This window comes from Streptomyces sp. NPDC093591, from assembly GCF_044764885.1.
Taxonomy (GTDB): domain Bacteria; phylum Actinomycetota; class Actinomycetes; order Streptomycetales; family Streptomycetaceae; genus Streptomyces.
Window position 1 is genome coordinate 18304 of record NZ_JBIWIY010000003.1, and the last position, 14333, is coordinate 32636.

Sequence of the window (14333 nt, forward strand, 5' to 3'; positions counted from 1 at the left end):
AGGGTGACCCGCAGTTGCTCCTCACGAGGGAAAAGCCTTCCGGGAAAGGGCTCAGGAGGGCAGAGGGGTGGGCGGCGCGGTCGGCGGTGCCGCGCGGCAGGGCCGCGCCAGTGGGCGCGCTTCGCTCACGATGGAGAAGCGGCGGGGGCGGGCTTCGCCTTGGGCTTCGGGCTCGGCTTGGCCGGCTTGTCACCCGTGAAGGCCTCGTACTCCTTCAGCACCTCGTCCGTCGGGCCGTCCATGCGCAGCTCCCCGCGCTCCAGCCACAGGACGCGGTCACAGGTGTCGCGGATCGACTTGTTGTTGTGGCTGACCAGGAACACCGTGCCCGCATGCTTGCGCAGCTCGCGGATCCGGGCCTCGGAGCGCTTCTGGAACGAACGGTCACCCGTCGCGAGCGCCTCGTCGATCAGCAGCACGTCGTGGTCCTTGGCGGCGGCGATGGAGAAGCGCAGGCGGGCGGCCATGCCGGAGGAGTACGTGCGCATGGGGAGGGTGATGAAGTCGCCCTTCTCGTTGATGCCGGAGAAGTCGACGATCTCCTGGTAGCGCTCCTTGATCTGCTCGCGCGACATGCCCATCGCGAGGCCGCCGAGGTGGATGTTGCGCTCGCCGGTGAGGTCGTTCATCAGGGCCGCGTTCACGCCGAGCAGGGAGGGCTGGCCGTCGGTGTAGATATGGCCGTTCTCGACCGGGAGCAGGCCCGCGACCGCCTTGAGCAGCGTCGACTTGCCCGAGCCGTTGGTGCCGATGAGGCCGATGGCCTCGCCCTTGTACGCGACGAAGGAGACCTTCTTGACCGCGTGCACCTTGCGCACGCCGGCCGCCTTCTCGGTCTGCTTGCGGCGCAGGATGCGGTTGAGGGCGGCGGTGGCGGAGCCTCGGCCGGCGCCGGTGCCGTTGACGCGGTAGACGATGTCGACGCCGTCGGCGATGACGGTGGGGGCGGGGCCGTGGAGGAGGGGCTCGTGCGGGCGGATGTCGTGCGGGACCGGCCCGTGCGGGAGCGGGTGTCGTGTGATCTCTGCGTTGTCAGCCACGGCCGTACGTCTCCTCAGCCTTCCAGAAGTAGATGAAGCCGCCGACGCCGGCGAGCAGCGCCCAGCCCGTCGCGATCGGCCACACGTGCGTCGGGAGCTGGTCCCGGTGGAAGCTGTCGATGAGTGCGAAGCGCATCAGGTCGATGTAGACGGCGGCCGGGTTGGCCTGCAGGGCCGAGGTAACCCAGGACGGCGTGTCGGTGTGCTTGGCCATCATGTGGCTGATGCTGAACATCACGCCCGACGTGTACATCCAGGTACGCAACACGAACGGCATCAGCTGCGCGATGTCCGGCGTCCTCGCGCCCATCCTGGCCATGATCATCGCGACGCCCGCGCTGAAGACGAACTGCAGCACCAGCGCCGGGATCGCCAGCACCCAGGACGTGGCGACCGGAATGCCGAAGCAGAGCAGGATCACGACCAGGGCCGCCATCGAGAACAGCAACTGCTGGAGCTGCTGCAACGCGAAGGAGATCGGCAGCGCGGCCCGCGGGAAGTGCAGGGCCCGCACGAGGCCGAGGTTGCCGGAGATCGCTCGGGTGCCCGCCATGATCGAGCTCTGCGTGAACGTCCAGACGAACACCCCGGTCACCAGGAACGGGACGAAGTCCGGTACGCCGCGGCTGGTGCCCATCAGTTTGCCGAAGATCAGGTAGTACACCGCCGCGTTCAGCAACGGCGTCAGCACCTGCCAGACCTGGCCGAGCTTCGCCTGGCTGTACTGGGCGGTGAGCTTGGCCGTGGCGAACGCGGTGATGAAGTGGCGGCGCGCCCACAGCTGACGGACGTACTCGGGCAGGGAGGGGCGGGCACCGCTGACCGAGAGGCCGTGCCGGGCGGCGAGGGCCGCGAGGTCGGTTTCGGGTGGGGCGGGTGTCGTCCGGGGCGGTGTGTGGAGGACCTGGCTCACATCCGCTGCTTTCGTTCGGGGGGGGGGAGGGGGGTGGCGCCGTGCGGAGACGTTCTCTTACGTGACTCTTCACGTCTTCTTACGTCGGGACGGGACCGTATCGTCGCAACGTGAGCGTAGATCCAAGGAGCGTCGGGACGCAACCGTTTCGTCGTGACGTGATCGACGCAACGGCGGCGTGGGGACGGGAGCGTGGGAACGGGATCGTTGTGACGGCATCGTGGGGACGGCACCGTATCGTCGCAACGCCCTATGCTTGCCCGCATGACGACGAACGCCGACCAGCCCCCCACGCGTCCGCGCCGCCGCACCCCCGCCGGCGCAGCCGTACTCCGGGAGGACGTGACGGAGGCCATCCGGGCGGCCGTCTTCGAGGAACTGGCGGCGGTCGGCTACGCGCGGATGTCGATAGAGGGCATCGCGCGCCGCGCGGGCGTAGGCAAGACCGCGGTGTACCGGCGCTGGCGTTCCAAGCTGCACCTGGTGCTGGACGTGGTGTCCGCGGTCGCGGTCATGGGCCTGCCGACGCCGAACACGGGCTCCCTGGAGGGTGACCTGCGGATGCTGTACGAGGTGACCTCGCGCGCCCTGCGGCACCCCGTGGTCTCGCAGATCATCCCCGACCTCCAGGCCGAGGCGGCCCGCAACCCCGAGATCGCCGAGGCGCTGCAGAAGGCGTTGGAGCAGGGGCAGGAGGGGGTCGCCAGCAAGATCCTCGTCGGGGCGGAGCAGCGGGGTGAGGTACGCGTGGGCCACGACGACGAACTGGCCCTCGACCTGATCTCGGGCCCGCTGTACTGGCGCATGGTCGTGGCCCGCAGCCCGAAGCTGCCCAAGGGCTATCTGGATGCCCTGGCCCGGTCCACCACCGAGGCGCTCAAGGCGCTGTGAGTGGGCTGCGCGCGGCGCCCGCCGGTTGAGCGAGGCGGCGTCGCTGCGAGTGTGCGGGGCCGGAGTAGCGGCGGAACCGCCGTGAGAGTGCTGACCGCCGAGGACAACGCCCTGTAGCCGAAAGGCCGGTCCTCCTGCCGGCGTCAGCCGGAACACGAGGTCGCGGCCGTCGCCCCCGCGTTCACCGAACCCTGGTGTCGACGTTCCGTAACCGCCGGAAGACGTCCGGGAGTTCGAGCCCGCCGTGCACCAACAGTGACGATGGAAAGCGAGCCGCTCCTCGAACGGCTCCAACTCGGCGTCAAGTGCGGGCGGTTGAGAATCGGACTGCGTGGCCGGAGCGAAAGAGGCCGCTGCCTTCCGCGTGGCGGAGTCAATGAATGCAGACGGGCGCCAATCGCCCGATTTATGGGGACAAGGCGCCAAAATTATGTGTGCCTTAAGTCACACAAGCAATTGCATGTGCACACCGTGTTCGCATGCTCAACTGCTCCTCAAATCTCATGGACTGGCGTGAATGCATCGGAAACATTTGTCCGGTGTTGGTCCGTCTCATCCTTATTACTGTCCGTGAGCGGATGGCCCGCCTTCCCCCGGAGTTCTATTTACCGAGCCATCCATGTGATCTAGGGTCTGAATGGCTCGCGAGGAACTGACCCACCTTGCGTACACGGGGGAATATCTGGACGGGGCTTTGCCTGCGTTTTCTTCCCTCGCTCGTGCTCGTATCCGGGGGCCGTTCTCCGCGACGACCACGGCCGCATTCGTGTAGCCGAAGGCTCGCGCAAACGGGAGGAAGAAGTACTGTGTTGATTGCCAAAAGGGCTGGGAAGTTCGTGGCGGCTGCCGCAATTCTGAGTGCGTTCGCAGGCGCATCGCCGGCCGTGGCCGGTGCCGGTGAAGACCTCAGGTCCATCGGAACGAACATCGATGGCAGCATCGCGATCGATGCTTACAGCTGGAAGTCCGCCGGCAACAAGAACGTCGCGATCAAGTGGGTGTCCGGCACGCACTCCGCATACACGGAGTACGACCGTGTGAACAACCACGGCCTGCGCCTGGACAACGACAACAAGGGGACGACCAAGTACAGCGGCTCGTCCACCAGCAACTACGTCCAGAAGGTCACCGCCTGCTGGGACATCGCGGGCAACGTGGACGACTGCGGACCGGACGACCGGCCCGGCGACGGCCGCTGACCCCGGCCAGGGGCGCGGCTGTGCAAGCCGCGCTCCGAAAAACGCCGTCAGGCACTTCGTAGTTTCTGCACAACAAACGGGAGACATCGTGAAGATGGTTCGTGGATTCGGAAAGGCCGTGGCTGTCATCGCCATCGGCGGCGCGCTCGTAGGGGCCTCCTCGACTGCTTTTGCCGATGCGGGCGAAGACGTGACGTCGACGCTGAGGGCCGGAGGTGCCTCGGATGGCGCCCCGTGGGCGTACGCCTACAGCCTGAAGAGCAACGGCAACAAGAATGTGGCCGTCCAGGACAAGTTCGAGAACGGCGCCGCCGTCTACTCGGAATTCGACCGGAAGAACACCAAGGGCCTTCGCCTCTGGAACACGAAGGACATCTACAACAGCAAGACGTACAGCGACTCTTCCGCGACCAACTACGTCGTCAAGGTCACTGCCTGCGAACAGGTGAACAACGCGCCCGACACGTGCGGTCCGGACGACCGCCCCGGCGACGGCCGCTGATTCAACTCCTGCGGGGGCAAAGCCCACAAACTTTGCCCCCGCGGGCCCGCTAATTACCTCGGCGCATTGCAGAAAGACCAACCTGAGGGCAGTCAAGTGAGCCAGTCTGACGCCGGGCCTGCGCCCGTACTGAAAATCGACAACCTGCACTACGCGGTCCGGAATCGACCTCTCTTCGCCAACCTGAAGCTCAGTGTCGGCATCGGCGAGGCCGTAGCGATCACGGGTCCGAGCGGTTCAGGCAAGAGCACGCTGCTGTCATCGATCCTCGGCCTGATCAAGCCCGACAGCGGAAGCATCCGGGTGGGCGATGCAGAGGTGACCAGGCTGCGCCGCTCAGAACTCTCCCGTATGCGCAGCGAGACCATCGGCACGGTCTTCCAGTTCGGCGAACTGCTCCCAGAACTCAGCCCTGTCGACAATGTGGCCCTGGCCGCCCTCCTGTCTCGTTCCCATCGCGCCGGGAGCTACCGTCGGGCTCAGGAACTGCTCGATGAACTGGGAGTTCCCCACGCCGAGACGACGGACGAGCTCTCTGGTGGGGAACATCAGCGCACCGCCGTGGCTCGCGCGTTGATCAACTCGCCCTCGCTGGTCCTGGCGGACGAGCCCACGGGCGCGCTCGACCCCGACACGGCTGAGCGTACGGCGGATCTCCTCTTCGACCTTCCCCACCGACGCCGTTGCGGACTGCTGCTCGTCACGCACGATGCGCGGGTGGCCGCGCGCGCCGACAGGGTCCTGAGCCTCCAGGGCGGCGCGCTGGTTCCGGCTCAGCAGGAAGCGATCGCAGCATGAGCGGACCGATGGCGGGCGGTCTGGCACGACGGCTGCTGCGCGTGGGCCGCGACTCGGGGCGCCGCTCGGAGGCTGCGCGCATCCGATACGCAGCCCTGGCCTTCTCGGCTTTCGCCGTCGCGTTGTGCCTCGGCGTCTTGGTCATGGTGCACGCCGCCTACACCGGCAAGGAGGAACGGCGCGAGGCCAGGACCCCCGCGTGGCAGAGCGGGCAGCTGAACGGCAAGCCGGCCACCATGTGGCTGGTCGGTACGGACGCGTTGAAGGATCAGCGGCGTTTCAGCGTCGTTTTCCTGGCGCCGCGTTCGACGGATGCCCCCCTTCCCCCCGGTGTGAAGCGGTGGCCGGGCCCGGGTGAAGCGGTGCTCTCTCCCGGCCTGCTGAAGGCGGGGGCCGCTGAACGGATCGCCGGCCGCTACGGGAAGCTTGCGGGCACGATCGGGCAGGAGGGGTTGGACGATCCGGGCGAATGGCTCGCGTACGTCCGCCCCGCAGCCGGCCTCAAGCCGCAGGCCCCGGTCGAGTCGGTCGTGGGGTTCGGGCCGCAGCCCGGTACTGAGCAGGCCGAGGGACTGGCGCCGGGAATGGCACGCGACGACGACAAGTCCGAGGGCATGTTCCGGGCCGTCGTCGTAGGACTGCTGCTCCTGCCCAGCCTCGTGTTGCTGTTCATCGCGCTTCGAACCGGGGCGCACAGCCGTGATCGTCGGAGCGCCTTGGTCGACGCCTTGGGAGGCCGACGGCGAGATCGAGCCCTGATCGCCATCGGGGAGGTCATACGTCCGGTGACGTGGGGCGCTTTCGCCTCGATTCCGGTCTTCGCGGTGGCCATGGCCCAAGACATCAAGGTGCCCTACGTCGGATACCTGCTGTCCTCGGCCGATGTGCGTCAGCATGGCTGGACCGCTCTGCTGGCTCCGGTCGGCAGCATCGTCGTGGCGCTGGCTCTGGCCGTCGTCAGTGACCGTGTACTCAGCCCCGCCACGGGAACCAGGCCCCGCAGGATCCACGGGTCACGCCGGCAGCTCCGCATCGCGATGGCATGCCCCTTCGCGATCCTGTTGGCCACCCGGGGACCGCAACTCACCGGTGAGAACACGGAGCTCCGGACATGGATCAGCGGGCTCGGTATCGCTGCTGTCGTGCTCACGCTTCCCTCTGCCGTGGCCGTCGTGGTGGCCAGGCTCGGAGCAGTCCTGGAACGGACGGGCCGGGAGCGAGGGTGGGCCGGCACCCTCATCGCGGGTCGCAGGATGATTCGCCATCCGGCTGCCACGGCTCGGTTGGTGACGGGTGTGGTCGTGGGTCTGATCGTTTTCGCTCAGGTCCTCGCCTGGCAAGGCATCTTCGCGACCTACAACGCGCAGGTGGAGCGATCGCTGAGCACCACCAGCAGGCAGGTCGCCGAGATCGGCCCCAGGGAAACGGTCACCGCCGAAGACACCGCTGCCTTCCTGAGGCTACTGCCCGCAGGCAACGTGCCGGTCCTCCTCACCAGCGCGGAGAAGGCCAGTGAGCCCGTCGGCATCCGTGGAGACTGCCCTGCCCTCGAGAGCCTGCGCCTGCCCTGCCCGCGAACCAGGACTCGTGTGGACCTCGTTCTCGACCACCGGCTGCAGACGCTGCTCCAATGGAACACGAAGGGCGGCACCTATCTGGAGGTGGTCCGGGCTGACCGGGCTGAGGTGGCCAAGCAAGCCGTGACCAGCGGTTCCACCCTGGCCGTGGTGAAGGCCGATGGCGGGCGCCCTGCCGTGCCGGCCCTCAAAGAGGCTTCCTACGCCGCCTATCCCCGCGGTGCCCAGGTCCGTTTTCCCGGTGAGGAATGGGTGGCGGACAGCATGCCCGACCGGGATCAGGGCCGGTGGATCCGCTTCTTCGGGGTGCTGGGCATGGGACTCCTCGTACTGGCCCTGGGACTCAGCGGCAAGGCGGAGTTCCTGCGGCAGGGACGGGCGTTGGGGCCGCTGACCGTACTGACCGGCGGCCACCGGGTCTTCCGCAGCAGCGCCGCGTGGGCGATCATCGCCCCCCTGGGCGCAGCCGGTGTGGCCGGTAGCGTCATCGCCGCCTGGCTCGCACGACCCGTGTCCCGACCTGGGATCACGTACTTCGTACCCATGGGTTTGATGGCAGCGGCTGTCGGCGTGGTGCTCGCTGTGTCCGTCCTGATGTGGTGGTGGGCTGCCGGGATCGCAAGTAAACAGGCACGCAACTGGCAGCCGTGAGCGATGCGTGTCTCGTCACGCCGACGCGCCGGGTCCTCGCGAGTGAGCGGCGATCCGCACCATGCAAAGACGTAAGCACCCTGAAGGTATTGCTATGAACACGACCGACGCCCGCCCGCGCGAGTTCCCCACGATGCGACTGACGAGTGCCGTCGCGGCAGCAGCGATGATCGCCTCCGCCGCTGTCGTCTGGCAGGCGGCCCGACTCGAATCGAGCGCGGTGATCGATTTCATCGCGATCGCCATCACCGTGACCGGAATAGCCGTCGGCGGGGCCGCCTGGGCCGCATGGTCCGTGAAGCGTCGCGTACGAACCACAGCGGCGCGCTCGCTGGCCACCCTTGCGAGCACCGGCGTTGCCGTAGCGGTGGCGGCGACCACCCTCTTCGCATGGGCGCACACGGACCCTCACGGTCAATACGCGCGGAACTACGGTGGCGCGGGAGCGTGCCTTTCCGGAACCCCGTATGCCAGCGAACGGGCCCAACTCTCTGAGAGCCCCTCGGTTTCCGGTGACCGGATGAAGGTGACGCCCCAAGGGGCCGGAGCAAACGAACCGCTGCTCTTCGACGGCACGAAGGACGGGCTGACGCCGGCCGACAGCCACACCCGCGAAGTCCTCAGCAGGTACGCCTGTTGAGGTACGCCTGCTGAGAGCCCCCCGCACTCCAGCAGTGACTCGCCGACGGGTACGGCCATCTGCATGTCGTCGGTCGCCTCGCCCGGGTCCCAGCCGCCGCCCCCCGGACCTCAGCGCCGCGCCGCCTCCGGATGCATCCGCACCCACCCCTCCCAAGCCGAAGCGATCATGTCCCGCACATCATGCTTGGCCTTCCAGCCCAGCTCAGTGGCGATGCGGTCGGCGGAGGCGACGACGCGGGCCGGGTCGCCGGGGCGGCGGGGGGTGACGGTCGGGGGGCGGTTGTAGCCGGTGATGGCGTTGATCATGTCGATCATTTCGCGGACCGAGACGCCCTCCCCGCGGCCGATGTTCAGCGTCAGGTCGAGGCCGGGCGTGGACTGGAGGGCGCGGGCCATGGCCACGTGGGCCTCGGCCAGGTCGACCACGTGGATGTAGTCGCGGATGCAGGTGCCGTCGGGGGTCGGGTAGTCGTCGCCGAAGATGCGCGGGGCCGCGTTCTCCGTCAGCTTCTCGAAGACCATGGGGATGAGATTGAAGACGCCGACGTCACCGAGTTCGGGGCTCGCGGCGCCCGCTACGTTGAAGTAGCGCAGGGACGCCGTCGCCAGACCCGCGGTCCGGCCCGTCGCCCGCACCATCCACTCACCGGCCAGCTTCGTCTCGCCGTACGGAGACAACGGCACACAGGGCGTCTCCTCCGTCACCAGATCCACGTCCGGCACGCCGTACACGGCTGCTGAGGAGGAGAAGACGAAAGAGCGGACCTCGGTCGCCGTCACCGCGTCCAGGAGGACGCGCAGGCCCTCGATGTTCTCGCGGTAGTAGTGGAGGGGGCGGGCAACCGACTCGCCCACCTGCTTCTTCGCCGCGAGGTGGACCACGCCGGTGACCGCGTGGTCCGTGAGGCAGCGGGCGACGCGGTCGCCGTCCAGGGTCGAGCCGACGACCAGCGGTACGCCGTCGGGGACGCGGTCGGCGAGTCCGGTGGACAGGTCGTCGTAGACCACTGCCTTCTCGCCCGCCGCGGTCATCGCCCGTACGACGTGTGCCCCGATGTAACCGGCGCCGCCGGTGATCAGCCAGGTCATGTGCGGCCGTCCCCTCGTCCGTGGTCCGTGGTGGTCAGTGGTCAGTGGTCAGAGACAGTGAAGCAGGCGGCGGAGTCTGCCACGCACCACTGACATGACCCCCCGCAAACCCGGGGCCATACGTAGTGCCAACGCTCCCGACGGTGCGGCGTACGGCTGCACGAGTACGACGGCGTACCGGATGCTCACCATGATGCGGCGACGCAGGAGACCGGCGCCCGTGAGTGTGTGCGCCGTGACCTCGCGGTACGCGCCGTCGCGGAAACGTACGCGCAGGCGCAGATCCCAGGTGCTGATACCGCTTCTACGGTCTCTAGTGCTTGTGCCGCCCGTACTGCCCGTACTGCCCGTACTGCCCGCGCAGAGCGCTGCCAGGTCGACGACCGTCTCCGCCGACCAGGTGCCGTCGAGGGCAGGGACGAGTGGGGCTGTGTGGCAGTCCCTCGCGTGCCCGTGCGTCCGGTGGCGCCACTCCACCTCCACCTTCTCGGGTCCCGCTTGCGCCACCCGGCCGTACAGCTCGTGCAGGCGTAGCCGGAGGAGGGCGCCACGCGCGCGTGGGCGCAGTTCGGCATCGACGGCGAGGGGGAGGAGGCGGGCGGGGACGGTGAGCAGCGGCTCCAGGGTGACCTGGGGGAGGTCGGCCGACCAGACAGGGGTGCCGTCGGTGGACTGCGCGTAAGGCGGGAGGAGGCGGGCGGGGCGGGCGGCGAGGTCTCTGAGCCGGAGCAGGTCGCGGGGCTCGGCGGAGGCCAGGATGACTCGGCCGATGAGGCGGCCGGGTGCCGTGGGGTTGTGTGCCCAGTCGGACGCTTCGTAGTCCGCGAGGTGCACCCGCGTGTGCGCCCACCACGCGCGCTGATAGTGCGCGTCGTGCGATCCGAGCTCACACACGTACATACGCAGCTCGTGTTCGAGGAACTTGGCGCGCGCCGCCCGTGCCAGCTCCTTCTGCTCGGCGCCCAGAAGGATCTCGTACGCCAGCCGGCACGCTTCCGTGCGCGCCCGCCAGTTGGTGATGTCGGCGCGGTCCAGGGAGATCGACAGCCGGTCGGCGGAGCGGCGCACGTGCCAGTCGTAGACCCGGCCCGGGACGAGCGCGAGGCGTGGTCCGGCGGCGAGCACGCGCGCGGAGAAGACGAAGTCCTCGTAGAGGAAGCGGCCTTCGGGGAAGCGGATGCCGTGGGTGCGCAGGAAGTCCGTGCGGTAGAGCTTGTTGACGCAGAGCGTGTCGTGGACCAGGCGCGGGCGCTGCGCGGGGCGCTCGAACACGGCGTGCGCGGCGTAGAGAGACGCCTGCCATGGCACTTCGCGCCCGTCGGGCAGTTCCCGCCGCACACACAGCCCGCTCGCCACGTCCGCGCCCGCTCCCGTCGCCGCCGCGAGCAGCGCGTCCACCGCGCCCGGCGGGAGCACGTCGTCGCTGTCCAGGAACATCACGTACGGCGAGGTCACTCGGTCGAGCCCGGTGTTGCGGGGGCTGCCGCAGCCGCCGCTGTTGACCCGGCGCCGGACCAGCCGCACGCGCGGTTCGGTCGCGGCGAGGCGGGTGAGCAGCTCCACGCTGTCGTCCGTCGAGCAGTCGTCGACGGCGACCACCTCACGGACGGCGGGTCCCTGGGCCAGTGCCGAGCGGACGGCGGTCGTCACATGCGCGGCGTCGTTGTAGCCGATGACGACGACGCCGACCTGCGGGGCGCGGGTGGTGCCGGTGGTGCGCGTGGCGCGAGGAGCGTGAGGGTGCATGGGGCCACGATCCGGAATCGCAGGAATGAGGGGCGGTCACTCGTTGAGCGGGACTTGGGCCCGTTCCGGAAGACGGCCGACGCATGGGACCGGTTCACTCACGGGCAGCGGCGTTTCGGGGGTGCGCTGGCTGATCGTATGCCGGGTGAATGCCATATCGGTGGTGATACGCCGTGAATGATCCGTAAGTGTCAGCTAATAGCACAAACCGGCACCCTGGTGTCTGCTGCAGCTCGACGTCCGCCGCGCGACCTGCCCGGAGGCGCACACCCGCCCTGCTGACGAACCCGCCCCTCCTGCGCACCCCGCCCCGTCTACGCCCCCCGCCCCGGAGCCTCCGCCTCCGCCACCGCCGCCTCTGCCTCCGCCGCCGCATCCAGCGCCTCGGTGAGCTGATCCAGCCGCGCCCGCAGTGCGCGGATCTCGTCCACGTCGAAGCCCGTCGCCGCGGCGATCCGGCGCGGCACCTGGAGGGCTCGATCCCGCAGTGCCGCGCCCTCCTCCGTCAGCCGCACCTGCACCGACCGCTCGTCGCGAGCGCTGCGCTCCCGGCGTACCAGGCCGGCCGCCTCCAGCCGCTTGAGCAGCGGCGACAGGGTGCCGGAGTCGAGGCGCAGGTGCTCGCCGAGCTTCTTCACCGGCAGGTCGCCGTGCTCCCACAGCACCAGCATCACCAGGTACTGCGGGTAGGTGAGCCCGAGGTCCTTCAGGACCACGCGGTATACGCCGCCGAAGGCGCGGGACGCGGCGTTCAGGGAGAAGCAGATCTGCTGGTCGAGGCGGAGCCAGTCGGCCGTGGGCGTGGTCGTCATGCCTCCAGGGTAGCTCGGGTCCGTCATTTAGTTGTGCGCAATTGAATTGTGTGCTCTACTTGTGGTCGTCCGGCGGCCGCCAACGGAGCCGCCGAACGTGACTGACTCGAGAGGGATGGTTTTCCATGGACGCGCTCTACACCGCTGTCGCCACCGCCACCCACGGCCGCGAGGGTCGCGCCGTCACCAACGACGGCAAGATCGACCTCGCGCTGGCCATGCCGGTTGAGCTGGGCGGCAACGGCCAGGGCACGAACCCGGAGCAGCTGTTCGCCGCCGGGTACGCCGCCTGCTTCGGCAGCGCCCTCGGCCTCGTCGGCCGCGCGGCCAAGGTCGACGTCTCCGACGCCGCCGTCACCGCCGAGGTCGGCATAGGCAAGCAGGGCGAGGGCTTCGCTCTGAAGGTGACGCTGCGCGTGGAGCTCCCCGACACCCTGGACGAGGCGACCGGCCGCAAGCTCGTCGAGCAGGCCCACCAGGTCTGCCCCTACTCCAACGCCACCCGCGGCAACATCGACGTCGACCTCGTCATCGAGTAAGTCGACCTCGGCATCGAGGAATTCGAGTAATTCGAGCAGCTCGAGTAAGCCGAGTCATTCGAGCAGCCGTCTCACGAGCAAACCGTCTCACAGGAGCTCGCGGCCGCCGGGCCCAGCCGCTCATGCGGCGGGCGCCGCTCTCGGCCGCGAGCTCCGGCACGGTCCGACGCGTGAAGTCCAGTCGACAGCGCAATGCCGAAGGCGTTGTCGCGCTGCCGTCCACCTCTCACCGACGCCCCCTCTCGCCGACGCCCCCCGTGGCGCTTGAGGCCGGCTCCCCTCACCCCTCGATCTCCCCTCACCCCTCGATCCGCGCCAGCACCTCCCCGGTCCGCCGGCTCCACGCCACCACCACCGCTTCCTCCGGCACCTTCTTCCACCGCGTCAGCAGCAGCCAGCGCGCGTGGTAGCGCCGGGCGATGGCCGTGCGCTCGGCGCGGGTCGACGTGTCGGAGAGGTAGGCGCGCACGTCGGCGAGCCGGCGCTCCCGTTCCCGCTCGTCCAGGGCGGGGTCGGGCCAGATCGGCGCGGCGAGGTTCGGCCCGTATCCGGGGACGGCGCGAGGGGCGAAGTGCCCGTCGGAGATCATGACCTCGCCCTTCCCGACGTGCCGCCCCACCCAGGCGTACGACGGCCAGCGCGACGGCTGCTCCAGGCCGATCGGATCCAGCGAACGCGGCACCACCGCCCCGCCCTGCACGGTGAGGAACCCGACGCAGGCCCCCACGGCCGCCGCCCCGCCCAGCACCTGGCGCACCCTGCCCCACGGCCGGGGCGCCGCCAGCTCCACAGCCAGCGCGAACTGCAGCGGCACAAGGGTGAGCCCGAGGATCCGGCCGTAGGTGTAGTGGCCGCTGACCCAGCCGTACGCCACGAGCAGACAGTCGAGCGAGAACAGCAGCACCAGCGGATCCCGCCAGGAACCTCGCCGCCACCGCAGCCACAGCGCCGGCAGCCCGAGCAGCGCGAGCCAGAACTGCCCGCCGAGGTGCTCGTACAGCTGCCGGTGAATTCCGTCCACGCTGCGGTCCCCGGCCAGCGCGAACACGTCGAAGTACGGCCAGCAGCCGGCGACCAGCACCGCCGCCCCCGCCATCACCCCCCACCGCCCGGCCACGGCGGCCCGCCATCCCCGCTGCCACCCCGCGACGAACGCCACCGCCCCCAGCACCGCCGCCGTAGCGGTGATCGGATGGATCAGCAGGACCAGCCCGTACAGCGCGCCGATCCCCGCGTACCCGGCGAACCCCGGCAGCCCGCTCGGCCCGACGTACCTCACGAGCCCCTCTCCGCGCGCCCGCGCCCCCGTGAGCGCCCACGCCCAGAACGTGAGCCCGATGGCGAAGGCCGACGGGTACCCGAGGTTCCCCGTCATCGACATCAGGCTCAGATAGCCGCTCCACCAGGCCCGCTCGGTCCCCCACAGCAGCGTCATCGCCCCCAGCGCCAGCACCGGCGCCCACGGCCGAGACGTCAGCACCCGCACGAAGCGGCCGATGCCGGTCAGCAGCACCAGCAGGTTCAGCGGACCGGCCAGCCGCACCACATCCCAGCCGCCCAGTCCGGTCAGCCGGGCCAACGCGCCCTGCGCGACCGCGTACGGCGAGTAGTACGGGCTGCCCGCGCCCGGCAGGTCCGCCATCGGATGGCGTGGGTGCAGCAGGCTCGCCTTGAGGCGTTCGACGACCGCCGCGTGCTGGCCCGCGTCGCAGCACAGCGGCACGCGCCAGTACGCCAGCGTCATCACCAGCCAGAACAGAAGGCCGCAGACCTGGTACGGCGTCGGACGTGGGCCGCGGCCGCCGCGCAGGGCACTCGCGCCGCGCACGGTCCTCCGCACGAGGACACCGACAGCGGCGCCCGCGGCTCTAGTAGTGGAGGTTGTGGGGGTTTGAGGCATTTGCCGTATGTTCCCGGTGGGGTCAACGGCTTTA

At 69.3% G+C, this 14333-nt stretch carries 13 protein-coding genes; 7 read left to right on the forward strand and 6 right to left on the reverse strand.

Going from position 1 to position 14333, the window contains the following annotated elements; translation table 11 throughout:
* Positions 1–125 precede the first annotated feature (125 nt).
* Positions 126–980: an ABC transporter ATP-binding protein gene (locus ACIREI_RS06725; protein ID WP_403329415.1), complete on the reverse strand. Its 855-nt coding sequence runs from the start codon at positions 978–980 to the stop codon at positions 126–128.
* A gap of 52 nt (positions 981–1032) precedes the next feature.
* Positions 1033–1953, reverse strand: a complete 921-nt coding sequence (locus tag ACIREI_RS06730) for an ABC transporter permease (protein WP_403328091.1) — start codon at positions 1951–1953, stop codon at positions 1033–1035.
* 264 nt (positions 1954–2217) lie between these two features.
* Here ACIREI_RS06730 and ACIREI_RS06735 point away from each other — a divergent pair, with 264 nt between their 5' ends.
* From ACIREI_RS06735 to ACIREI_RS06760, 6 genes are all read left to right on the forward strand, one after another.
* Complete coding sequence (locus ACIREI_RS06735) at positions 2218–2844, forward strand: TetR/AcrR family transcriptional regulator (RefSeq protein ID WP_403328092.1); 627 nt, start codon at positions 2218–2220, stop codon at positions 2842–2844.
* A gap of 884 nt (positions 2845–3728) precedes the next feature.
* The gene (locus tag ACIREI_RS06740; RefSeq protein WP_403328094.1) at positions 3729–4043 is read left to right on the forward strand and encodes a hypothetical protein; all 315 of its coding nucleotides are present in this window, start codon (positions 3729–3731) and stop codon (positions 4041–4043) included.
* Positions 4044–4131: 88 nt separating this feature from the next.
* Positions 4132–4545 (forward strand): hypothetical protein, encoded by a 414-nt coding sequence (locus ACIREI_RS06745; RefSeq protein WP_403328096.1) that lies wholly within the window; start codon positions 4132–4134, stop codon positions 4543–4545.
* A gap of 96 nt (positions 4546–4641) precedes the next feature.
* Positions 4642–5343, forward strand: a complete 702-nt coding sequence (locus tag ACIREI_RS06750; protein WP_403328098.1) for an ABC transporter ATP-binding protein — start codon at positions 4642–4644, stop codon at positions 5341–5343.
* Positions 5340–7571 carry an ABC transporter permease gene (locus ACIREI_RS06755; RefSeq protein WP_403328099.1) on the forward strand — a complete coding sequence of 744 codons (2232 nt, stop codon included), beginning with the start codon at positions 5340–5342 and terminating at the stop codon, positions 7569–7571. Before ACIREI_RS06750 ends, ACIREI_RS06755 begins: the two co-directional genes overlap by 4 nt.
* A 94-nt stretch (positions 7572–7665) precedes the next feature.
* Positions 7666–8211, forward strand: a complete 546-nt coding sequence (locus ACIREI_RS06760; protein ID WP_403328101.1) for a hypothetical protein — start codon at positions 7666–7668, stop codon at positions 8209–8211.
* A gap of 110 nt (positions 8212–8321) precedes the next feature.
* Here the strand turns inward: ACIREI_RS06760 and galE are convergent, their stop codons facing one another.
* The 3 genes from galE to ACIREI_RS06775 form a co-directional block, all read right to left on the reverse strand.
* Entirely contained in the window at positions 8322–9302 is a 981-nt protein-coding gene (galE, locus tag ACIREI_RS06765; RefSeq protein ID WP_403328103.1) for a UDP-glucose 4-epimerase GalE, read from the reverse strand.
* Positions 9303–9350: 48 nt separating this feature from the next.
* Entirely contained in the window at positions 9351–11048 is a 1698-nt protein-coding gene (locus ACIREI_RS06770; protein ID WP_403328105.1) for a glycosyltransferase family 2 protein, read from the reverse strand.
* Positions 11049–11362: 314 nt separating this feature from the next.
* Positions 11363–11860 (reverse strand): MarR family winged helix-turn-helix transcriptional regulator, encoded by a 498-nt coding sequence (locus ACIREI_RS06775; protein ID WP_403328108.1) that lies wholly within the window; start codon positions 11858–11860, stop codon positions 11363–11365.
* Between the two features lie 125 nt (positions 11861–11985).
* On the opposite strand from ACIREI_RS06775, the gene ACIREI_RS06780 reads away from it, so the two are divergent.
* Positions 11986–12399: an organic hydroperoxide resistance protein gene (locus ACIREI_RS06780; protein WP_302000289.1), complete on the forward strand. Its 414-nt coding sequence runs from the start codon at positions 11986–11988 to the stop codon at positions 12397–12399.
* Positions 12400–12697: 298 nt separating this feature from the next.
* Here the strand turns inward: ACIREI_RS06780 and ACIREI_RS06785 are convergent, their stop codons facing one another.
* The gene (locus tag ACIREI_RS06785) at positions 12698–14299 is read right to left on the reverse strand and encodes a hypothetical protein (RefSeq protein WP_403328111.1); all 1602 of its coding nucleotides are present in this window, start codon (positions 14297–14299) and stop codon (positions 12698–12700) included.
* Positions 14300–14333 lie beyond the last annotated feature (34 nt).